At 70.2% G+C, this 19,854-nt stretch carries 21 protein-coding genes, 1 pseudogene and 1 other annotated feature; of the genes and pseudogenes, 15 read left to right on the top strand and 7 right to left on the bottom strand.

What is annotated here, in order from left to right:
- Positions 1 to 46 precede the first annotated feature (46 nt).
- Positions 47 to 394 (top strand): hypothetical protein, encoded by a 348-nt coding sequence (locus ACFO0B_RS27040; protein ID WP_378615697.1) that lies wholly within the window; start codon positions 47 to 49, stop codon positions 392 to 394.
- Here ACFO0B_RS27040 and ACFO0B_RS27035 read toward each other — a convergent pair.
- The 3 genes from ACFO0B_RS27035 to ACFO0B_RS27025 form a co-directional block, all read right to left on the bottom strand.
- Positions 306 to 1,571 (bottom strand): MFS transporter, encoded by a 1,266-nt coding sequence (locus ACFO0B_RS27035; RefSeq protein ID WP_378615696.1) that lies wholly within the window; start codon positions 1,569 to 1,571, stop codon positions 306 to 308. The genes ACFO0B_RS27040 and ACFO0B_RS27035 overlap by 89 nt on opposite strands.
- Before the next feature lie 90 nt (positions 1,572 to 1,661).
- Complete coding sequence (locus ACFO0B_RS27030) at positions 1,662 to 2,654, bottom strand: alpha/beta hydrolase (protein ID WP_378615694.1); 993 nt, start codon at positions 2,652 to 2,654, stop codon at positions 1,662 to 1,664.
- A gap of 201 nt (positions 2,655 to 2,855) precedes the next feature.
- Positions 2,856 to 3,863 carry an alpha/beta hydrolase gene (locus tag ACFO0B_RS27025; RefSeq protein ID WP_378615692.1) on the bottom strand — a complete coding sequence of 336 codons (1,008 nt, stop codon included), beginning with the start codon at positions 3,861 to 3,863 and terminating at the stop codon, positions 2,856 to 2,858.
- 282 nt (positions 3,864 to 4,145) lie between these two features.
- On the opposite strand from ACFO0B_RS27025, the gene ACFO0B_RS27020 reads away from it, so the two are divergent.
- From ACFO0B_RS27020 to ACFO0B_RS27000, 5 genes are all read left to right on the top strand, one after another.
- Entirely contained in the window at positions 4,146 to 5,702 is a 1,557-nt protein-coding gene (locus ACFO0B_RS27020) for a glycosyltransferase family 39 protein (RefSeq protein WP_378615690.1), read from the top strand.
- 374 nt (positions 5,703 to 6,076) lie between these two features.
- Positions 6,077 to 6,535: a hypothetical protein gene (locus ACFO0B_RS27015; protein ID WP_378615688.1), complete on the top strand. Its 459-nt coding sequence runs from the start codon at positions 6,077 to 6,079 to the stop codon at positions 6,533 to 6,535.
- Positions 6,532 to 7,335, top strand: coding sequence for a hypothetical protein (locus ACFO0B_RS27010; protein ID WP_378615686.1), 804 nt, complete (start codon positions 6,532 to 6,534; stop codon positions 7,333 to 7,335). The genes ACFO0B_RS27015 and ACFO0B_RS27010 overlap by 4 nt, the downstream gene beginning before the upstream one ends.
- Positions 7,304 to 7,630, top strand: a complete 327-nt coding sequence (locus ACFO0B_RS27005; RefSeq protein WP_378615680.1) for a transposase — start codon at positions 7,304 to 7,306, stop codon at positions 7,628 to 7,630. The genes ACFO0B_RS27010 and ACFO0B_RS27005 overlap by 32 nt, the downstream gene beginning before the upstream one ends.
- Positions 7,591 to 7,719: a sequence feature (AL1L pseudoknot), on the top strand. It overlaps the preceding gene by 40 nt.
- Positions 7,627 to 8,358, top strand: a complete 732-nt coding sequence (locus ACFO0B_RS27000) for an IS3 family transposase (protein WP_378615678.1) — start codon at positions 7,627 to 7,629, stop codon at positions 8,356 to 8,358. It overlaps the preceding feature by 93 nt. The genes ACFO0B_RS27005 and ACFO0B_RS27000 overlap by 4 nt, the downstream gene beginning before the upstream one ends.
- Here ACFO0B_RS27000 and ACFO0B_RS26995 read toward each other — a convergent pair.
- Positions 8,255 to 9,489 (bottom strand): annotated as a pseudogene (locus ACFO0B_RS26995) (IS30 family transposase). The gene ACFO0B_RS27000 and the pseudogene ACFO0B_RS26995 overlap by 104 nt on opposite strands.
- Before the next feature lie 153 nt (positions 9,490 to 9,642).
- On the opposite strand from ACFO0B_RS26995, the gene ACFO0B_RS26990 reads away from it, so the two are divergent.
- A complete protein-coding gene (locus tag ACFO0B_RS26990) occupies positions 9,643 to 9,933 on the top strand; it encodes an integrase core domain-containing protein (RefSeq protein ID WP_378615676.1) in 291 nt (96 codons plus the stop codon).
- 355 nt (positions 9,934 to 10,288) lie between these two features.
- On the opposite strand, the gene ACFO0B_RS26985 is transcribed toward ACFO0B_RS26990, so the two are convergent.
- The 3 genes from ACFO0B_RS26985 to ACFO0B_RS26975 form a co-directional block, all read right to left on the bottom strand.
- Entirely contained in the window at positions 10,289 to 11,281 is a 993-nt protein-coding gene (locus ACFO0B_RS26985) for a hypothetical protein (RefSeq protein ID WP_378615674.1), read from the bottom strand.
- Positions 11,282 to 11,731: 450 nt separating this feature from the next.
- A complete protein-coding gene (locus tag ACFO0B_RS26980; protein ID WP_378615672.1) occupies positions 11,732 to 12,415 on the bottom strand; it encodes a hypothetical protein in 684 nt (227 codons plus the stop codon).
- A gap of 18 nt (positions 12,416 to 12,433) precedes the next feature.
- A complete protein-coding gene (locus ACFO0B_RS26975) occupies positions 12,434 to 12,589 on the bottom strand; it encodes a hypothetical protein (protein ID WP_378615670.1) in 156 nt (51 codons plus the stop codon).
- Between the two features lie 150 nt (positions 12,590 to 12,739).
- Here ACFO0B_RS26975 and ACFO0B_RS26970 point away from each other — a divergent pair, with 150 nt between their 5' ends.
- The 8 genes from ACFO0B_RS26970 (at position 12,740) to ACFO0B_RS26935 (ending at position 19,470) form a co-directional block, all read left to right on the top strand.
- Entirely contained in the window at positions 12,740 to 13,393 is a 654-nt protein-coding gene (locus tag ACFO0B_RS26970; protein ID WP_378615668.1) for a sigma factor-like helix-turn-helix DNA-binding protein, read from the top strand.
- Complete coding sequence (locus tag ACFO0B_RS26965) at positions 13,393 to 15,585, top strand: sensor histidine kinase (RefSeq protein ID WP_378615666.1); 2,193 nt, start codon at positions 13,393 to 13,395, stop codon at positions 15,583 to 15,585. Before ACFO0B_RS26970 ends, ACFO0B_RS26965 begins: the two co-directional genes overlap by 1 nt.
- A 190-nt stretch (positions 15,586 to 15,775) precedes the next feature.
- Positions 15,776 to 16,030 carry a hypothetical protein gene (locus ACFO0B_RS26960; RefSeq protein ID WP_378615664.1) on the top strand — a complete coding sequence of 85 codons (255 nt, stop codon included), beginning with the start codon at positions 15,776 to 15,778 and terminating at the stop codon, positions 16,028 to 16,030.
- Positions 16,027 to 16,377, top strand: a complete 351-nt coding sequence (locus ACFO0B_RS26955) for a hypothetical protein (RefSeq protein ID WP_378615662.1) — start codon at positions 16,027 to 16,029, stop codon at positions 16,375 to 16,377. The genes ACFO0B_RS26960 and ACFO0B_RS26955 overlap by 4 nt, the downstream gene beginning before the upstream one ends.
- A gap of 1,282 nt (positions 16,378 to 17,659) precedes the next feature.
- The gene (locus ACFO0B_RS26950; protein ID WP_378615660.1) at positions 17,660 to 18,187 is read left to right on the top strand and encodes a hypothetical protein; all 528 of its coding nucleotides are present in this window, start codon (positions 17,660 to 17,662) and stop codon (positions 18,185 to 18,187) included.
- A 35-nt stretch (positions 18,188 to 18,222) separates the two neighbouring features.
- On the top strand, positions 18,223 to 18,939 hold the full coding sequence (locus tag ACFO0B_RS26945) for a hypothetical protein (RefSeq protein ID WP_378615658.1): 717 nt from the start codon (positions 18,223 to 18,225) through the stop codon (positions 18,937 to 18,939).
- Between the two features lie 22 nt (positions 18,940 to 18,961).
- A complete protein-coding gene (locus ACFO0B_RS26940; RefSeq protein WP_378615656.1) occupies positions 18,962 to 19,207 on the top strand; it encodes a hypothetical protein in 246 nt (81 codons plus the stop codon).
- Positions 19,204 to 19,470, top strand: coding sequence for a hypothetical protein (locus ACFO0B_RS26935; RefSeq protein ID WP_378615654.1), 267 nt, complete (start codon positions 19,204 to 19,206; stop codon positions 19,468 to 19,470). The genes ACFO0B_RS26940 and ACFO0B_RS26935 overlap by 4 nt, the downstream gene beginning before the upstream one ends.
- The last annotated feature ends 384 nt before the right edge of the window (positions 19,471 to 19,854 follow it).

Here is a 19,854-nt window from a genome sequence, read left to right as displayed (position 1 = left end):
GATGCCCGGGCCGGTGCGGGGGAAACCCGGCTCGTAGGGTGGGCGGATGATCGTCGTCGATGCCGCGAACGTGGTCGGTGCCAGGGCCGACGGCTGGTGGCGGGACCGGGCGGGGGCCGCGCGCAGACTGCTCGCCGAACTTGCCGCCGCCGCGCTGCCGGACGAGGTGGTCGTGGTGCTGGAGGGCGCCGCGAGGGCCGCGCTCGACGGCACCGAGTACACCGGATTGCGGGTGATCGCCGCCCCCGGCGCGGGCGACGACACCATCGTCGAGGTGGCCGCGGCGGGCACCGACGTCACCGTGGTCACCGCGGATCGGGAACTGCGGCGCCGGGTCGAGGCACTGGGGGCGCGGACGGAAGGGCCGCGCGCGCTGCTCGACCGGCTCGGCTGACCGGAAGCAGCAGCAGCGGCGTCCCGAGCAGCAGCACCCCGGCGATCCCGAGCGCGGTGCGGGCATCCGTCGCCGCCGCGACCAGCCCGGCGAGTGCGATCAACGCCGCCGTCCCGCCCTTCGTGCCGACCGACCACGCCGCGAGCGAGCGGGTGACCACCGCCGCGGGGAGCGCGTTCAGCCGCACGGTGGCCACGATCGGACCGAACACCGCGCTGCTCAGGACCAGCCCGAACTGCACCGCCAGCACCAGCACCAACCCGCCGGTCCCCGGCCCGACGAACACCAGCCCGATCGGCCAGCACACCCGCGCCACCCCCGCGCCGAGGAGCACCCGGTGCTGTCCGAAGCGGGCGGCGAGCGGCCGGGCCAGTCCGGCGCCGAGCACCCCGCCCGCGCAGGGCAGGGCGAAGGCGAGGCCGTACTGCCACGGGGTGAAGCCGAGCGGGCCGAGCATGAGCACCGCCAGCAGCGGCGCCGTCGCCATGACCAACCCGTTCACCAGCACGACATTGCCGAGCAGCGGCCGCAGCAGCGGGTCGGTGAGCAGCTGCCGCCAGCCCGCGAGCAGGTCGGCCGCGCGCAGCCGCGCTCCCCCGGCGGGCACCGGCGGCTGCTCCGCTGTGCCCGTGCCGCGCAGCGCGGCGGCCGAGAGCAGAAAGCTCACGGCATCGGCGAGCACCGTCACCGCCGGGCCGAAGAGCCCGACGGCGACGCCGCCGAGCGGCGGCCCGAGCAGGGCGGCGGTCCAGGTGGTCGCCTCGAAGCGGCCGTTGGCCCGGAGCAGCAGCTCCGGGCGGACCAGGTTCTTCAGGTAGGCCCCGCTCGCCGCGGTGAAGGTGAGATCGGCGGCGCCGACGACGATCGCCACGACCAGCAGCTGCGCGAACCCCAGCAGCCCGAGCGCAGCGCCGATCGGAACGCTGAGCAGCACCGCACCGCGCAGCAGGTCCATCGCCACCAGTACCGGCCGCTTGCGCCGGAACTCCACCCACGGGCCGAGCGGCAGCGCGAGCAGCGCACCGGCCGCTGGGCCCGCGGCGGCCAGCAGCGAGACCGCTCCCGGCCCGGCGTCCAGCGCCAGGACCGCGAGCACCGCGAAGGCGTCGAAGGCCAGCCAGGTGCCGCAGGCACTGATCGTGTACGCCACCCACAGCCACTCGAATTCGCGTCCCATGAACGGGTATGGAAGCCCGAGCGGCCCGGCGAGTCGAACAACCGCCACGCCCGGCGGGGACAACCGACCGGCTCACCGCCGAGAGCCCCGCTACCGCCCGGCGAGCGCGTCCCGGAAAATCGGCCAGGAGTTGTGCAGGTCCTGCTCCCAGTAGGCCCAGGAGTGCGTGCCCGCGGGGCGGAAGTCGAAGGTGGCGGGGATGTCGAGCGCGGCGAGGCGATCCCGGAGCTGGTGCGTGCACTCGTCGGTGACCGCTTCCAGCACGCCGCCGACGGTGATCCGGTCGAGCAGCTCGCCCGGGGTGTCGCGGGCCGGGTCGACGGTGTCGAGCGGGCCGGGCAGGCCGGTGCCGGTGGTGATGTAGAGCAGGGTTCCGCGCAGCTGGTCGGCGTGCAGGTAGGCGTCGTTCGCCGACCACGCCGGATCGGTGAACGGGCCCCACATGTTCGCCGGGTCGCCGCCCCAGCGCCCGACCACCGCGGCCACCGCCGCCTGCCCGCGCGGGTCGGAGATCCGCACGCAGCCGCTGTAGGAGCCCACCGCCCGGTACAGCCCCGGCTTCGCCACCGCGAGCTGCAGCGCCGAGGTGGCGGCCATCGAGATCCCGGCCACCGCGTTGGCGCCGGTGCCGTGGAAGGCGGCGTCCACGATCGGCGGCAGCTCGCGGGTGAGGAAGGTGGTCCAGCGCTGCCTGCCGAGCAGCGGGTCATCGATCCGCCAGTCGGCGTAGTAGCTGCCCGCGCCGCCGTTCGGGATGACGACGGTGACCTGCTCGCCGGCCAGGAAGTCGAGCACGTCGGTCTGCTCGAGCCAGCTGCTGCCCAGGTCACCGCCGCTGGAGCCGTTCAGCAGGTAGAGCACCGGCGCGGGTGCGGCCGGGTCGTGCGCCGGGAGCACGGTGAGCGCGATGTCCTGGCGCATGGCCGCCGAGTACACGCTGACCTCCAGCGCCCGGCTCGCCGTCCGGTTCGTCGCCACCAGCCGCGATCCGCTCTCGACGATGCCGGGACCGTCCGGCGCGAGCGCGGGCACGGGAGCGGCGGACACCGGCGGGGCGAGCACGGCGGCGGCGAGCAACGGCACGGCGAACCCGCCGCAGCGCGGTAGCGAACGCCGCGCTCTCCTCGCACCGGGAACGGCCACGAGGCACCTCCCGTGCATCATCGAACAGTTGTGAGGGCGAACGCTAGGCCGCGCTCTCCGTTTCCGGCAAGTCGGTTCGCACGAATTTGGGACGGGCGCTGAAACAGCGAGCCGCCCACTGGTAGCCGTCACAACGGGGTCTCATCGGTTCAGCGCCGCGCGGAAGAGCGGCCACGAGTTGTGCAGGTCCTGCTCCCAGTACTTCCAGGAGTGCGTGCCGGTGGGGCGGAAGTCGAAGGTCGCGGGGATGTCCAGTTGCCGCAGGCGGTCCCGGAGCTGGTGCGTGCAGCGCGCGGTGATGGCCTCCAGCGCGCCGCCGAGGGTGATCTGGTCGGCGAGTTTGCCCGGGTTGCCGTCGAGCTCCTCGACGGTGTCGAAGCGGCCGGGCGCGCCGCTGCCCGAGCTGACGTAGAGCGTGGCCCCGCGCAGCTTCTCCGCCTGCAGGTAGGCGTCGTTGGCGGCCCAGGCCGGGTCGGTGAACGGGCCCCACATGTTGACCGGGTTGCCCCGCCAGCGCGCGACGACGGCGGCGACCATGGCCTGGCCCACCGGGTCGGAGGTGCGCACGCAGCCGCTGTACGAGCCCACGGCCCGGTACCGGCCGGGCGCGGCGACGGCGAGCTGGAAGACCGAGGCGGCGGCCATGGAGATCCCGGCGACGGCGTCGGCGCCGGTGCCGTCGAACTCCGCGTCGATCAGCGCGGGCAGCTCGGCGGTGAGGAAGGTGGTCCAGCGCTGCCTGCCGAGCGCGGGGTCGTCCGCCCGCCAGTCGGTGAAGTAGCTGCCCTCGCCGCCGTCGGGGACGACGACCGTCACCTGTTCGCCGGCGAAGAAGCCGGCCAGGTCGGCGTGGTCGGTCCAGCTGCTGCCGTCGATGCCGCCCGCGGAGCCGTTGAGCAGGTAGAGCACCGGAGCCGGGGCGTCGGGGTCGCGGGCGGGAAAGACGGTGAGCCCCATGTCCGCGCGCATGGCGCCGGAGTGCACCGTGACCCGCTGCGCCCTGCCCTCCCCCTGGGTCACGCTCAGCAACCGGGTCGCCGCGTCGGTGCCCGACGGGTCCGCCTGGACCGGGGCGGCGAGCGCGGCGGCGGCCAGCAGCGGGAGCGCGAGGCAGCAGGAGCGCAACAGGGCACGGCCATGATCGAGCACGGGAACCTCCGGGGCGCACTGGATGCGGATCACCGCGACGCTAGAGTCCGCGCATCGCCGGGAAGGGCCGTTTCCCCGGTTCTTGGGATGCGCTGCAAATCGATTTCCGCTGCGCTGGTAGCGATCACAAATTCGCCCCGGAGGATCGATCCCCGCCGGTTCGTGCGGTTCACTCGATCGAGTGCCGCAGTTCTGTGCGTACGAGAGGAGAACGCCCGTGGTCCGTGCCGGATGCGGAGAGCACGGCGCGCCGAACCCGCGAGCGCCGCAGCGGAGCGCCGCATGACCGACCGCACCGCCGTTCGCACCAGGCTCGCCCGCGCGCTCCCGGTCCCGATCACCGGGTACCGGCCCACCGACCCGCTGCCCGCCTTCGCGACCGGCTGGGTGACGGTGATCGCGCTCGGCACGCTCGCGCTCCTGCTGCTGCGCGCCGGGCGCTACGACTGGTACGGCGACGAGCTGTACTTCCTCGCCGCCGGGCACCGGCCCGCGGTGAGCTACGTCGACCAGGGGCCGGCGCTGCCGCTGCTCGCCTACGCCATGGACGCCGTCGCGCCCGGCTCCCGCACGGTGTTCCGGCTGCCCGCCATCCTCTGCGCCGTCGGCTCCGTTGTCCTGACGGCGGTGTGCGCCAGGGAGTTCGGCGGTGACCGGAGGGCGCAGGTGTTCGCCGCGGCCGGCGCGGCCGGTGCCCCGTTCCTGATCTTCCAGTCCGCCTCGCTCTCCACCTTCGCCGTCGACTCGCTGCTGGTGGCGCTGCTGCTCTGGCTCCTCGTGCGCTGGGTCCGCACGGGGGCGGACGGGCTGCTCGTCGGCGTCGCGCTCACCGGGGCGCTCGCCTTCCAGGTGAAGCCGCTGGTGCCCGTGCTGCTCGCCGCGGTCGCCGCGGGCGTCCTGGTCTTCGGGCCGCGCGCGCTGTTCGGCAGGCCGGTGCTGTGGGTGGCAGCCGGGGTCGCCGCACTCACCACCGTGCCCGCCCTGGCCTGGCAGGCCGCGCACGGCTGGCCGCAGCTGGGCATGGGCGCAGTGATCCGGGGCGAGCAGCTGGCGGTGGCGGGCGGGATCGTTCAGCTGCCGGTGCACGTCATCTCGCTGACCGGCCCGCTCGGGACGGCGCTCGGGCTGGCCGGGCTGTGGGCGCTGGTGCGCACGCCGGAGCTGCGCGACTACCGCTTCCTGACCGCGGCCGCCGCATTGCTCGCGGCCTTCGTCGGGCTGGCGGGCGGGCGCCCCTACTACCTGGCCGGGCTCTTCCCGGTGCTGTTCGGGGTCGGCGCGGTGGCGGTGGTGCACAGCAGGGCGCTGTTCCGGCTCGGCGCCGCCGCGCTCGGCGCGATCTCGCTCGCACTCACCCTGGTGCTGCTCTTCGCGCTGCCGGTGCCCGCCGTGCGGGAGCCGGCCCGGACCCAGCGGGAGATGTCGGACCGGCTGCGGTTCACCGGAACCACCGGCTGGGCCGAGTTCACCGCCGCCGTCGAGAAGGGGTACGAGCGGCTGCCGGCGGGCACCCCGGTCGTCACCGAGAACTACTGGCAGGCAGCGGGATTGGAAGCGCTCACCGAGCTGTCCTCGGTGTACAGCCCGAACCGCGGCTACGCGGCGTTCGGGGCGCCGTCGGAGAGCGCGCGGACCGTCCTCTACGTCCTCGCCGGAGCACCGGAGCCCGGCTGGCGCGCGCTCTTCCCTGATGCCACCGCGGTGGCCGCCGCCGATCGCCCGCTCGGCTTCCCCGGGCTCTCCGCCGGGGTCACTGTCTGGCGCTGCGAGCGACCGGCCGACGGCTGGGCCGCGGCCTGGAACACCCTGTCCACGAACCACTTCGACGCGGGCTGGTGACAGCTGAGCCGAGCTTCCGGGCCAGCGCGCCGTCGATCTGATCGGCGACCGCGCGGCGAAGGTGGAAACCGGTCGCCAGGGTGGACCACTCCGGGCAGCAGCTCTGCTACCAGCTCCCCCGACCCAGGTCCAGCGACCCGTCGAGCGAGCGGAGGCGGCGCACGACGCTGCGGAGCCGGCAGCGGAGGGCACGGACGGGTGACACGTCCGGACGACGAAAACGGGCTGTAGCGATCATCAGGCCCCCGTGAGCTGCATCGGAATCGCCTTGTGTCCATTATCTCCCATCTGCGTAGCGAATTCGACCCCACCTGGATGTCATTACGCTGCAACGAGACGGGCCGCGTTGTGGCACCGCCGAGGGAGGCCGGGCGATGATCGGCGATCCCGGATCGGCTCCGGGGCCGGTGATCCCTCCCGCGTCGGAGGCCCGGATCCCGGTGCGTATCGAGAGGACCCCGCCCCCGGCGCTGGCCCCGCTGCGCCACCGCGAACCGATGAGCATGACGTTCGGATTCCGGCGGGTGGACCGCAACGGGCGCCTGAACGCGCGCGGTGTCGTGCGCGTGCTGGGCTGGGGGCCCGATGTGGTGCTGGAGATGGACTGTGCCGGTGAGCAGGTGCTGGTGGTCCGGGCCGCCGAGGAGGGTTCCCGGCCGGGGCATCCCGGTTCGCTGCACGTTCCGGTGCGCTTGCGGCGGCGGCTGGGGATCGAGGCCGACGATCAGGTACTGCCGATGGCCGATCCGGGCGCGGGGGTACTGATGCTGAGCCCGGCGCGGCTGGTGGGTGAGCTGGTGAGCGCGCGGATCGCGGAGGCGGGGCGGGGATGAGCGGCCCGCACACCGACGACCTCGCCGCCGCGGAGCTGCTGCTGCAGCGTCTGGGCGTGAGCCCGGAGGACCTGCTCGACGGCCGTGGTGAGCGCGGGGTGGCGCCGAGCTTCGCCGAGTACGTCCCGGTGGTTCTGGCCTCGATGCCGCAGGGACACACACGCTACAACTACGCCGGTTACTGGCGCCGGATTCTGGCACGCCCGCAGTGGCGTGATCGGCGGATCAACGAGCCGACGACGACGGAGTTGCAGACGCTGGTCCTGGAGTGTGTCGCCGCGCGCACGATCCGGGCCACCGACCGCGGCGGGCGCGGGGTGCACACGATGGTCGTCGCGGCGCTGCGCCAGCTCTATCGCGCCGCCGAGCACGATCGGATCATCAGCAGACGCCACAACCCGGCACGGGGACTGGACAGGCCGAAGACCCCGCCGAGCGGACGGCGTCCACTGCGCAACGCGCTGCTGGCCGAGATCAACCGGGCCGCGGTGGAGAGCGGACACGATCCCGACCTCGACTCCTTGCTGCTGCGGTTCCATACCGAGACCGCCGCGCGGACCGCGAGCGGGCTCGCCCTGCGCCCGCGAGATGTCGATGTGCGGTGGTCCCAGGTGCTGTTGCGGGAGAAGGCGGGACGGGAGCGGCTGCAGCCGATCTCGCCGACGCTGGCGCGCGGGCTGGTGGATTTCGCACGGGAGCGGAATGTGGCGCGAGGTGAACCGTCACGGGTTGGGGACCGCTTCCCTCTAGAGGAAGATGGTTCCCATCATGTCGAAGCGTTACCCGCCCGAGGTTCGTGAGAAGGCCGTGCGCCTGGCTCTGGAACGGCTCGATGAGTACGGCACCCCCTATGCCGCTGCGCAGGCCATCGCGCCGCTGGTCGATGTCCATTTCGAGACCTTGAGAATCTGGATCAAGAAGGCGTTGGCACAGGGCGCCCGGCCGGGCGGAACGACCGGCGCCGGCTTGTCCCCGGCCGAGCGGGACGAGCTGACGAAGCTGCGCCGGGAGAACCGGGAACTGAAGCAGGCCAACGAGATCTTGAAGCTGGCCTCGGCTTTCTCCGCGCGGGAACTCGACCCGCGACACCGGTGATCGTCGGGTTCATCGACGAATACCGCCAGGTCTACGGCGTCGAGTCGATCTGCCGTGCGCTGTCCGCGCACGGAGTCCGGATCGCGCCGCGGACCTACCGCAAAGCTCGTCGCCGACCACCCTCGGCCCGCGATCTGACCGACGCCTACCTCGAGAACGCGTTACGAGACCTCGCGGGTGAGCCCGAGCAAATGTACGGCCGCCGCAAAATGACCCGCTACCTGCGCCGCCAAGGCCACGACATTGCCTTCTGCACCCTCGACCGGATCATGGGCGAGCTCGGGCTCAACGGCGTCGTGCGAGGCCGCAAACATCGCACGACGATCCCGGCCAAAGACGGCGTTCGCGCCGGTGACCGGCTCAACCGCGACTTCACGGCGCCGGCCCCGAACCTGGTGTGGGTGGCGGATTTCACCTACGTCTCGACCTGGACCGGATGGGTCTACGTGGCGTTCGTCTTCGACGCCTACTCCCGGGCGATCGTGGGCTGGACCGCCGCGACCAGCAAGACCACGGTGTTGGTGGACAAAGCACTCAACATGGCCCTATGGCGGCGCGGGCACTACGGACACCCCGTAGAGCCCGGACTCATCTTCCACACCGACGCGGGCAGCCAGGGTGAATTCAACCGGTCGTCGCAACACCGGGTTGTGAGAGTGAGCGTAGCTGTTCGTCGAAGACCTCGGCGGGAGTCTTCCAGTCGAGGCTCTTGCGGGGCCGGTTGTTGAGTGCGAGAGCGACCGCTTCGAGGTCTTGCGCGGACCATCGTGACAGGTCTGTTCCTTTCGGAAAGTATTGCCGGAGAAGCCCGTTGGTGTTCTCCTTCGTCGGCCGCTGCCAGGGCGAGCGAGGGTCGGCGAAGAACACCTTCGTGCCCGTGGCGAGAGCGAACCGGGCGTGCGCGGAGAGTTCTTTGCCGCGATCCCAGGTGAGGGTCTTGCGGAGCTGTTCGGGAAGCTTCGCCAATCGTCGCGACGAGCGCGGCGTTCATCGCGATCGCGCCGTAGCCGCCCAGCGCGGGACCGTTCTTCACGTAGGCCATCTCGCCCCATCCCTGCAGCCGGGGCAGGTGCACCAGCAGTGTCGAGCGGCTCTTGCGTTCGACGATCGTGCCGATCGCGGACCGGCCCGTGCCGATGATCAAATCACCCTCCCAATGCCCGGGGACAGCGCGATCGAAAGCCTCGGCGGGACGCTTGCAGAACACGACCTCGGGGGTGATGTGTCCTTGTGGTCTGTTCTGTGTTCGAGCCCGCGTCGCGTTCGAGCCCACCACGGCCCTGGATGAACAGCGACTGGTAGATCGCCTCGTGGCTGATGCGCATGGACTCGTCGTGCGGCTTGTTGAGCCCTTTCCACACCGGCGGCTGCGGCCCGGCGACGATGCTGCCGTCCGGCCGGCGGATGTTGCCGACCAAGCGCTGCTGGACGTATTCACGCAGTTTGTCGTTGGTCACGAGGCGCGCTGTCTTCGGGCGCTTGGCCGCCTGCTGCGCCTTCCACTGCGCCACCAACGCCCGGTATTGCTGGTTCCCGCCGCGCGTGGCTGCGTTGCGGCGCAGTTCGCGCGAAATCGTCCCCGGATTGCGGCCGATCCTGCGCGCGATCTCACGCACGCCGACCTGCTCGGCGCGCAGCAGCGCGATCTCCTCACGCTCTTCGAAGGACAAGTAGCGGCCGCAGGGCTCGGCCAGCGAGATCGGCGGCATGCCGCCACCGTGGCGAAACCAGCGGGCACCGACCGGAACAGACACGCCCACCGTCAACGCCGCTTGGGCCGAGTTGATGCCCGCCGCGATCAGACGCCAGAACTGCCGCTGCACCGCCCGCGAGGGCTCAGGCCGCCCAGGCGAACGCATCGCCGGCCGCAACGCCCGATCCGCACGCCACTGCCGTCGAGCCCCTTCGGGAACCTCGCTCGTCTTCGCGCCCCAGTCCTTCGTCGCCACTGCCCAACACCTCCACGATCGAGGTGTTTGCAACGACCAATTGAATCCGCCCAGTACGTCTCGGTGAAATTCACCGAATCGCTTGCCCTGCACGGACTGTCAGCGTCGGTCGGATCAGTCGGTGACGCCTACGACAACGCTCTGGCGGAGTCGATCATCGGCCTGTTCAAGACCGAGGTCGTCAACCGGCACGGCCCGTTCAAGACTCTCACCGAGGTCGAGTTCGCGCTCATGGAATGGTGCGACTGGTACAACAACGCCCGCCTGCATTCCCGCCTGGACTACCTGACCCCGGTCGAGTACGAGACCGCCTACTACGCTCAACAACCACGACGCCGACCGGCGCGGGTCTGAAACCGAAGCCGGTCCCCAACCCGTGACGGTTCAGATCACCACCGCAACAGCATCCCCGTCGCTCAACGGACCGAGAGGCGGAGTCGCTGGATACCGTCAGCGTGCCGGGAATTTCCACCGGTTGACCGTGAGAACGGAACAGCCCGAGCGCGCCCCCGGGATGAGGGCTCTCCACGTAAAGCGTTGCGCGAAATGGTCTTCACAGGATTCGGCGCTCGTCGACAATGGGCTGAAGCCAGCTCAGCAGCCCCAGTCCCATCCCGAATCGCGACGGATGTTTTCAAGTCGGAGTTCATCCGGCGGGCATCGACGGCGTCAGACACTCCGGACGCGTTGGCCTCCGCCGTCTGCCCTGTCAGCCCTGCACGAGATGAGCCAGACCGGGAAGCACGCTCAGCGGCCGTTGCACAGCTACGGTGAACAGGCGCGCGAACGAGCCCGGAACCGATCCGTTCTCGGCGATCTCGCAGGTGAATTCCGGTTGCAGGCTGCCGATCTGCGGCATGATGCACGTGCTCACGAACGGCACCGCGTCCCGGCTCTCGACGGTGATCACCAAGCCTGCCCCGCTCGTGCCCTCGACGCCGAACCAGCGGACGCCCGGTGACGGGAGTCTGCCGATCCAGCCGCCATCGCCGGTGGAGGTCGTCGCAGCGAAGTCGGGTGCCACTGTGAGCACTTTCGTGTAGAGATTGGCCAGGTCGCCTGGGCCGTAGACGAGGATGCACTGTGATGCCTCTGTCAGGACCCGGTAGGCGCGCTCCATCGGATGCCCGGGTGGCGGCACCGGCAGCGTCACCCGGGGTTCGTCCGGCGAGGACTTGGGCGGGGGCGCCGACAGGTGGCTCAGACCTGGCAGCGTGTTGAGCGGGTGGAGGACGGCATCGGCGAAGATGTCCGCGAACGGCGCCGGGACTGAGGCACCCCGCCCGAGCACGGTGCCCCAGGTGAAGGGGTCCCGCAGCGGGTGGCGGCTCAGTGGTCCATCGATGCTGTGCTGGCGGAAAAGGTCGTCGCTGGTGGGGCCGAAATTTATCACGATGGCCGAGCCGCGGGTTCCGCGCAGCGCGTACCAGAAGAGGTCCTGCTCGTCCGGGAAGTCTCCGATCAACCCGTTCTCCGACTGTGTGGAGCGGAAGACCGGAGCGACGTCGGCCAGGGTCTCGAAGCAACTGCCGATCGGGCCCGGTCCGAAGATGAGACCCAGCAGGCCGAGGTCGCGCATCACCTCGTAGAGCACCTGTTTGATCTCCCCCGCGGGCAGTCCGGGATCGCGCAGCGTCACGTACTCGTGATCGAATTCAGTGCTTCGCTCCGGTTCTTGTTTCCTGCTGCCGAAAAGACCCATCGAAGTCTCCTATCCAGCCGAGTGCAGTCCTGAGATGACCGTCGAAGCACCGGCAGGCTGGGCCGTTCGACGTCGTAGATCGAGCCTAGAGATTCGACGCCGCCGCGGGCGTCGCGTGTTCGACGGACAGCATGAGTCCATCTGGAGCCGTCGTCGAGGGGAGGCCCGGCGGCGGTTGCGCCGCACGTCCGTGAGGGTTCAGACCTGGCGGGTCCCGTGTTCGATTTCGCCTATCTGGGCAACGGTCTGCCAGGCACCGCGACCCCGGTGACGCTTGCCGACGCCGACCAGAGGGCGGAGAAGAGTCGCTCACCGCCCGACAGGAAGCCACCGCGGGCACCGCACCCTCCAGAGACACAGGCAGACCCCGCCACTACCGTGCGATGAGCGGGTCCGCGTCGTCGGCCCCGCCGAGGCCTCCGTGCCGACCGTGCACCGGGGCGACAAGGTCTACCTCGGTCCCCGACGGCTCTTCTGAGCGAGCCCTCTGACGACCGCATACACGAGGCCGACGACCAGAACCACCAGCGAGAGCAGGGAAAAGCCGACCACCAGCCAGACGACCACCGCCAGTATGAACGAAGCCACCATGATGAGAAAAGCGCTACCGCAACCGAATCGAGTTCGCGGGACCGGTGCGGGCGCCGGTGCGGGCTTGGGCGGGGGGATCATGGACCGGCGAGGCTGCGTGGAGCGGGCGGCGGCGAGCTGGTGCAGGTCGTCGAGGAGCGTGCGGCCAAATGCGGTGGAACCCCCGACTGCTTCACCGTTCATCCGGTTACGCTCCAGTGAGAACACGGCATCCGTAGTGCCCAGCCTTCCGGTGGCGACGAGTTCGTCCCGGCCGACTTGGTAGGTCGTGAATGTCTGCATCTCGTCCTCCCTGCGGGCGGTATACAGGATTCCGTCCTGCCCGAGCACCGAGATATCGGTCCACTCCCAGGTGGTCTTCCCTTCCCGCTCGGTGCCCCGCATGACTCGGTAGGAACGCAGGTACCAGCCGAGCGGCCCGCCATCGGGCAGCGTCACGTCGAACGGGACACCGCGTTGCAGCAGCACCGGCGCCACCGTCGCGGCCAAGCGGGTGATCTCGTCGAGACGGTCGGCGGATACGGTGCGGGCGTACTCGTCCATCGAGAGAGCCATGTGGAATCAGTGGCCCTTGATCGCCTCGCGAGCGAGGTTGCCGAGCGCTCCGGCCTGCCGGGCGAAGTCGTTGACCACTTTCCAGTCGTCGGCGCTGGCGTTGGCGAGTGAGTTCTTCACGCGAGCGATCGCGTTGCGGACGTCCTGCTCCGATTGGGCCACGAGTTCCTCCTGGTGAAAGGGTTGATACCGTGAGATTAGGGCGATGGTAGGGACCGGGAAAGGTTTCGCTTTCGGGGGTATTCGTTAGCGGAGGAAGTAGTCACGCAGGTTCGGCGTGGTCTACTATTTCGGCCGTCGAGGGGGTATGAGATGCGGCGGATCGGCGTCGTCGACGACCAGCGGGACTTCACCGTTTCCGCGTTGCGCTCCTACCTGTCGCCGCATCCGGAGCTGAAGATCACGGCCGCGGCGGAGACGGTGCCGGAGTTGCTGGCGCTCGAGCCCGAACTCGACCTGGTGGTGCTGGATCTGTTGCTCGGTGACGGCTCGACGCCCTTCGACAATGTCGCCGCGCTCGACGCGCGTGGAGTTCCCGCGCTGCTGTTCACCTCCGGCGAAGAACCGGAGCTGGTCCGGATGGCGGCACGGGCCGGTGCGCGGGGAATGGTGAAGAAGTCGGACCCGCCGACGACTGTGGTCGCCGCGATCCGCGCCGCCGCGAATGGCGAATCGGTGGTCTCGCCCGACTTGGCGACGGTGCTCGACGCCGATCCCGCGTTCGCTCCCCACCTCTCCCCGCAGCTGCAGCGGGTGCTGGCGCTGTATGCCGCCGGTGAATCAGAGCGCGACATCGCCGAAATAATGGAGCTGAAACCGAACACGGTGAAGGCCTATCTCGGCCGGATCCGCGCCCAGTATGCCGAACTCGGCCACGACAACCTCTCCCGCTCCGAGCTAAAGCGCGCCGCGCGACTGGGTGCTTTCGTCCGGCGGCCGTGGTTCCAACTGCGCCGAGAATCCTGATGCGCGCAGCCGGTGCAGTCGAGACCCGGATTCTGCGGCTGTACTGCCGGTTCGTCGGCATCGGCTACCTCGCGTATCTAGGAATCGAAGCGCACCACATCCTCGCGGAGACCGTCGTTGTCGCGGCATGGTGGACGCCGCTGGCGGTCGTCGTGATCTTCGCCCCCGGCGTCGCCGTCGGCGCCGCCACCTTCGACCGGTGGCATGGATCTCTGCGGGCGACCGCGACTGTCGCTGCGCTGAGCTTCCTGATACCCACGCTGGGCTGGCTGCTCGCCTGGAACGGCCGGACACCGCCGATCAGCTACCTGTGGCTCTCGGCCATCCCCGGCCTGGCCGGGCTCTGCGCGGCCGCGTTCTGGCCCGCCCGCGCCGCACTTGGCTACACCACGCTGCTGGTGACGCTCACCCAGCTCCTCAACCACATCTCCGGCGCGGCAACCGCGTACCTGATCCCCGATCTGATCACCAACATCAGCTACTGCCTACTGCTCACCGGCGCGGGCTGCGTCGCGGTCCGCACCGGACGTGTACTGGACGACACTCGCGATCGCGACGGCAAGCAGGCCGCCATCGAGGCCGCACGAACGGCGAAACTCCTCGAACGCCGCCTCTTCCTCGACCTCAACCACACCTGGGTGATGGCGACGCTGCTCGCCGCCGCCCGCGGCACGCTCACCGATGGTGAGCTGCGGTGTCACGCTGGCATCACACTCACCAAACTCGCGCAGCTCGACGAGCCGCCGTCCTCCGCCGAGCCGATGCCGCTGACAAAGGTGGCTGAGCGGATCGCGACGGCGGTGCGCGAGGTCGATGCCAGCACGCCGATCCAGGTCGCCGTCGATCCCGAGGTAGGCGAGCATCCGGCCGTCGTCGTGGAGGTCTTCGCCGTCGCAACCACCGAGGCGGTCCGGAACAGCACACGGCACGCGGGATCGGGCACAGTCGTGCTGGAAGTGGGCACCAACCAGATCCAGGTGCGGGTGACCGACGAGGGGCCCGGATTCGATCGCGCCGCAGTCGCCACCGACCGATTGGGGCTGCGGGCGATCGAAGAACGGGTAGAACAGATACCCGGCGGTTCGGTCTCCATCGCGACCGGGGCCGGCCAGGGCACCACCGTGACCCTGAAGTGGCGCGCACCGCGAGCCGAACCCCACGACGTACGCACCCTGCTCGGAATGCGGCAGCCGGTGGCGTGGATCGCGACCGGCGGATTCCTGCTCGGCATGGGATTGCAAGCGGCGACAGCTCGGGTGGGAATCATCACCTGGTGGCCGGTGGGGGTCGCGCTACTGGTGATGACCGCGGCTGCAGCCGCGCTGCTGCTTGTGCCCGGCGATCCCATGCCGATCACGGCCACGCTCGCAGTGACCGCGGCGGGGCCGATCGCGATCGCTTTGGTCTGCTCGGTACTGCCGGTCCCGGTCAGTTCCAGCACCCAACTGTGGCCACTGTTCCTGGCCACGACGGTATATGCCTTCCTATGCGTACGCGGCCGGATCGGATTCGGCTGGGTCGGCTCGGCATTGATCGCCGCCGTGGCTATCACCTGGGCCATCGGGACCGGGCAGGGACTCGGTGTCGGCATCGGCATCACCGCCATCGACCTCGCACCCATGACCATGGCGACCGCCTTCGCCCTGACCGTGCGCCCCGCCGCGCACGACATCTACCAAGTCCGCGCCGCGGCACTGCGCCGCACCGCCGCAGCCGCACATCTCCAAGCCGCGACCACCGAGCGCAGCAACCAGCTCACCACTCTCGACTCTCAACTATTCGCCCTGCTCGAGCGGATTCGCGACGAAGGCAGACTCACCGACACCGATGCCGCGACCGCCGGGCTCTTCGAAGCCCACCTACGCAGCATCGCCCGCGCCCCCGGCCTCGCACAACCACTCATCAGCCAAGCGGCCTGGCAGGCACGGCGACGCGGAATCGAGGTCCGGCTCTACGACGACGGCAACGGACGCGCCGACAACCTCGACGACACCCAACACGACCACTTCGCCGCTTGGGTAGCGACCGAACTCGACGCCTGCACATCAGCTTCCGTCATCACCGTCCGAATCAACCCGCCCCGACGCCCCACCCTGGCCACCCTCGTCGCCCGCGAAGCAGCAATCACACGGCGGAGTTCCTACGAACTCGAAGACAACTCCACTCGCGACAAACCCATCTCGCCGAAATAGCAACCCTGACTACGACCTCTCGCGCCACTCACATCGGCCCTGACCTCAACCTACCGGCCCCCGCTCCGCCCGCTCGGACTCCGAGTGGGCCGCGCGTTACGGCACCCACAGATCGGCGGTGTCCGCGCCGAGCCGAGCAGCAAGGCTGCGCTTGCCGCTGATCAGCCATCGAGGGCTGTGAGGTTCGGGAATGATGGAGATCGGCGTCTTCGGGGGCGCCAGTACCGCCCTCAAGCTGGAGGAGACGATGGTCATCGACGCCGGAACACAGGGCTTCCTGCACACCCAGTTGTCGGCCGCCGAGCAAACGCTGCAGTCGGCGACAGCGACAGTGCGCGATATCGACCACCACCATCCCCACGCCGAGTTGTACCGGCAGAACCGCATGGAGACGGTGCAGCAGCGGAGCGCCCGGATCCAGTACTTGCGCGGGAACCTGGCGTGAACAAGCCGGTCGACAAGGGAGCAGACCGCGCCCGCTTGACTCCCGCACGGTTGCGGGAGGGCGCCGAGGTGATGATCGTGCGCGAGCGCGGAATGGGTCCAGAGCAATTGGCCGGTGTCGTTCACAGCGTGCGGCCGGACCTGACGTGGGGGCACGTACTGGTCACGGCCGAGCGCGGTGGCTTGTTCACCTTCGACCTGACCTCCCAGGGTGTCCTCGGCACGGTGAACGGCCTGGATGCCTGCGGATTTCCCAGCCGTGTACGGTCCCCCGACGCCATCGAGGTAACCCGCGAGGCTCCGTCGATTCCCGACGCGGAACCGCCGCGGCATCGGGAGGCTCGGTGAGACCGAGTGCGCCTGCGTGCCGGACGCGCTGGTCGCCTTGCTGGAACAGCACGTCCTGCCCGCACCCCGTGACGGCGACTGCGAAGCGGTCTCGGCCGCCGTCACCGCCGCGCTGCGCAAACGCGGCTACCCAGCCCGCCAAGCGGTCGTGACCGACTTCCTTGATCCCGGCATCCTGGGGCTTCCAGCATGGTCGCGGCCTCGACGCTCAGATCGTCGCGTTCCTGCATCGCATCACCATCTGCGACGCCCTGGTGCTCGACGGCACCGCCCGTTAGTTCGACCCCGCTCAACCGGCCGCCTGGACCCTCCCGATCCCCGAGCGCGAACGCGAAATCGCCCGCCACCTGCCCGGTATCCCCCACGTCACCGTCGCCGACGCCCCCTCGGACGACGACGCCGGAGCGGAACCGGTCACGACGCCCCTCGTGCAGTCACCGCTTCCTGACCGGACACCGGGCAAAGCTGTGCGATGAACGGCGGCTTCATCCTGACGCGTGAGCCCAAACAGACTCTGGTCCCGCCGGAACTACCGTGCCCGGCATGCTGGCGGCCGCGGCTGCTCGGCCTGGACACCGGCACCATGCTCTGCCGCACCACCGGATTCGAGCGAGCCGGGCTACACGAAGGGCTTGAGTGCGTCCTGGACGCCGGCCCGGTCGACCACAACCCGCCGGGGCCGACCGGCCCACCGACCGCGGCGTCCCGATCCCGTGGATCACCCCGGTCACCGGCGGGCACTCCGGGCTGCACGCGCACTGGCGGATGATCCACCGCCGCCGAATCGCCCGCGCCCAGGCCGACTCGCTCTGCCAGCACTGCGGTCTGGACGCCGACCCGGCAGCCACGGCGCTGTTCATCGACACCGCTGCCCCAGCCCGGCCCCGCTGCACCCGGACTGCGCACGCGTCTCGGTCGCACACTGCCCCTACCTGCTGAGTACCGACATCCGGGCGGTCGTGATCACCCGCGGCCAGCAACAGTGCCAGGGCGAACTCATCCCTGACATCGGAATCTCCCAACCCTGGTCTCTGCACCCGAACTCAGCCACACAGCTCGACCTGCGATAACCACTCCCCCCATCAGCGCACCACAGGCTTGAGGGCCGCCAGGCGGCGTCACGTACTCCACCGACCGCGGCACCGCCAGCGGCGCACCGCCATCGATCGCGGTTCGCCCCGCCCGTCCTGCCTGCGTCGACGATTCCGGCTCTAGGGTGGGACGCGCGGACCGTACGGTCGCATTGGCGGGACAACGGCGGTGAGCGACTAAGGTTCCCGCTATGACGACGCACGCCGACCCGATGGGCCCCGAGGGCTTTGCGGCGGTGTGCGACGCGCTACGCGGGTCGTTGCAGGACATGACCGCCGATGTGGTTCGCAATGCCATCGCTGACCTGACGCCCGCGTTCGACCCCGTCGCTTTCGCCAACGACAGCGTCAACGCGATCCTGGAGGACGCTGGCGGGGGCCCCGCTGGCTTCACCGACTTCGCCGGTGCGTTCGCTGATCCGCACGGGGATGTGGTGGCCGCGTTCACGGCTCCGGCTCACGCTGCGGTGCTGGGATGGGCCGGCGATGCCGCCGTCGTGCCGATGGTGGATCCGGCCCCGGGCTTGCTGGCCGGAGCCGGGTGTTCGGATGCGGTGACTGCGGCGTGGGCAGGCGTGACCGACGGCTGGCTTCCGGCCACGCTGTGGGGGGATAGCGGCAGCGCCGGGTGGCTGCCCGCCCTGGCAGGATTCGGAGTCGGTGGGAGCGAGATTCCGCGAGCCGCTGGTCTCACCACCTGGGTCCGGAACTATCCATGACGGGGGTTGCGGAGCGCTCCGCGGTGGCCGAGCTAATGAGCGATTCGCTGTTCGAGGCGGCCAACTCCTTCGCCGACCGTCATCCCGCGCTCTTCGGCGAGTTGACCCTCACTGGCCTGCCGGCCATCGACCCGTTCGTCCTCGGCTCCGGTGATCCCCTCGGTTTCGGTGCGGCCTTCGGCGAGTCGATCCAGACCGGATCGCTCTTCCCGGACCCGGCCGTGGTCGCACCGGCAACCGATGTGTACCGGAATTGGTTGCGCGACAACTCCATCGGTGCGCCAGGTCAGCACACCGCTGGATTCGGGCAGTGGAGCGAGGCGGCCGGTTCGTGGGGCGGTGAGTTCACACAGGCGACCTCGGGAGTCTGGGCCGAGCAGGGGCTAGCCGTCCTGTTTCCCGGTCTTGCCGGGGCGTGGTACCCGATATTCGACAGGCTGCGCCGAGAGCTGTTCACCCCCCGCCTCATGCTTCGGCAGCGCCGCTGGCGCGGCGGTACCTGGGTGCGCCAGCAGTGGGCAACCATCGGCGCGCGGGTGCGAAGCCGGCTCAATCCCGGAGTGTTCCGGTGCCGGAGCGCGGGCGTCGTCAGCGCGCTGGTCCGGCTGAAGTCGCTGCTGGTGCGCTGGTGTCAGCGCGCCGAGCCTGCCCCCGGTCAGCTCGTCACCGCGCGGTCGCACCCCACACGGGGCCCGGATCATCTGCGAGTCGCTGTCACCCCTATTCGACTCGCAGGATCCTCGCGCGCCTGACCGGCTCCGGGTTGTCCTGCGCTTGCTCAAGGACAACCTCATGGTTACTGATCTGATCCTTCACGCGGGCCGGCCCTGGCTCGCCGTGACCACCGTGCTGGTGCTGATCGCTGTTCCCATCGTCGTGCTCACGCTGTTGATCGCGCGGGCGGGCTGGATCGCCACCGGGCCCGATGCCGCGCGCTCGGCCCGCGCGTGCGCGGCGCTGCGCGTGCTGCTGGCCGCGCTGCGGGCGATCCTGCGCTGCGGACCGGGAGCCGGCCGATGACCGCGCCACGGATCAAGCGCGGGCGCCCGCGGCTGCGCCCCGACCCGGTGACGCTCAAGATCACCAGGACCTTGTACACGCAGGGACTGTCGTATCGGGCGATCTGCGCCGAGCTCACCGCCCGCCAGGCCGCCACGCTCTCGGGCGGGTGCGTATGGCGTCCCCCGCACCTGGAACGGCTCCTGCGCACCGACGAGGCCCAAGCCTTGCGTTTGCACCCCCGCACGTGGAAGGGGCCGCTGATCCCGCCGGGACCACGCTGAGTTCTGGTCACCGACGTCTCGGCCCCCACGGCAGGCGGGAGTTGCAGTGGCGGCGCCCTGCCGTTGCGGGTCGGGATCGTTGGGCAGATATTCGACGGTCGCAACGAGCCGCTCTGCCGGGGCGCCGAGGCCGAGAACCGGGCCCGGGGGCTGTGCAGGCGCGGTGGTGCGGCGCCGGCACGGCACCGGTGCCGCTAGTATTCGGGGCTGATGCACGGACAGTGACAGGTGATGTTGCTTGCAGAGCGGCGGGCCGGGCAGGCACACGGGAACGGCAGCGACTCGACGTCCGGTAGCGACCTTGCGCGACTGTTCCCCGCGATAGCAATCGACAGCGCTACACATGGAGGCTGCGCGCGCGGGTGCTGCCAACCGAGGTCCGCC

The sequence above is a fragment of the Nocardia jiangsuensis genome (assembly GCF_042650385.1).
Classification (GTDB): domain Bacteria; phylum Actinomycetota; class Actinomycetes; order Mycobacteriales; family Mycobacteriaceae; genus Nocardia; species Nocardia jiangsuensis.
The sequence above is the reverse complement of the archived record's forward strand: the minus strand, read 5'-3'. Positions and strand labels throughout refer to the sequence as shown.

Bases quoted from the DNA above. Each gene is read 5' to 3' on its own strand.
- ACFO0B_RS26960 (WP_378615664.1), top strand. From the start codon at position 15,776: ATGATGGAGATCGGCGTCTTCGGGGGCGCCAGTACCGCCCTCAAGCTG.
- ACFO0B_RS26970 (WP_378615668.1), top strand. From the start codon at position 12,740: ATGCGGCGGATCGGCGTCGTCGACGACCAGCGGGACTTCACCGTTTCC.
- ACFO0B_RS26945 (WP_378615658.1), top strand. From the start codon at position 18,223: ATGAGCGATTCGCTGTTCGAGGCGGCCAACTCCTTCGCCGACCGTCAT.
- ACFO0B_RS27040 (WP_378615697.1), top strand. From the start codon at position 47: ATGATCGTCGTCGATGCCGCGAACGTGGTCGGTGCCAGGGCCGACGGC.
- ACFO0B_RS26980 (WP_378615672.1), bottom strand. From the start codon at position 12,415: ATGGACGAGTACGCCCGCACCGTATCCGCCGACCGTCTCGACGAGATC.
- ACFO0B_RS26965 (WP_378615666.1), top strand. From the start codon at position 13,393: ATGCGCGCAGCCGGTGCAGTCGAGACCCGGATTCTGCGGCTGTACTGC.
- ACFO0B_RS26950 (WP_378615660.1), top strand. From the start codon at position 17,660: ATGACGACGCACGCCGACCCGATGGGCCCCGAGGGCTTTGCGGCGGTG.
- ACFO0B_RS26935 (WP_378615654.1), top strand. From the start codon at position 19,204: ATGACCGCGCCACGGATCAAGCGCGGGCGCCCGCGGCTGCGCCCCGAC.
- ACFO0B_RS27035 (WP_378615696.1), bottom strand. From the start codon at position 1,571: ATGGGACGCGAATTCGAGTGGCTGTGGGTGGCGTACACGATCAGTGCC.
- ACFO0B_RS27015 (WP_378615688.1), top strand. From the start codon at position 6,077: ATGATCGGCGATCCCGGATCGGCTCCGGGGCCGGTGATCCCTCCCGCG.
- ACFO0B_RS27005 (WP_378615680.1), top strand. From the start codon at position 7,304: ATGTCGAAGCGTTACCCGCCCGAGGTTCGTGAGAAGGCCGTGCGCCTG.
- ACFO0B_RS27020 (WP_378615690.1), top strand. From the start codon at position 4,146: ATGACCGACCGCACCGCCGTTCGCACCAGGCTCGCCCGCGCGCTCCCG.
- ACFO0B_RS27010 (WP_378615686.1), top strand. From the start codon at position 6,532: ATGAGCGGCCCGCACACCGACGACCTCGCCGCCGCGGAGCTGCTGCTG.
- ACFO0B_RS26985 (WP_378615674.1), bottom strand. From the start codon at position 11,281: ATGGGTCTTTTCGGCAGCAGGAAACAAGAACCGGAGCGAAGCACTGAA.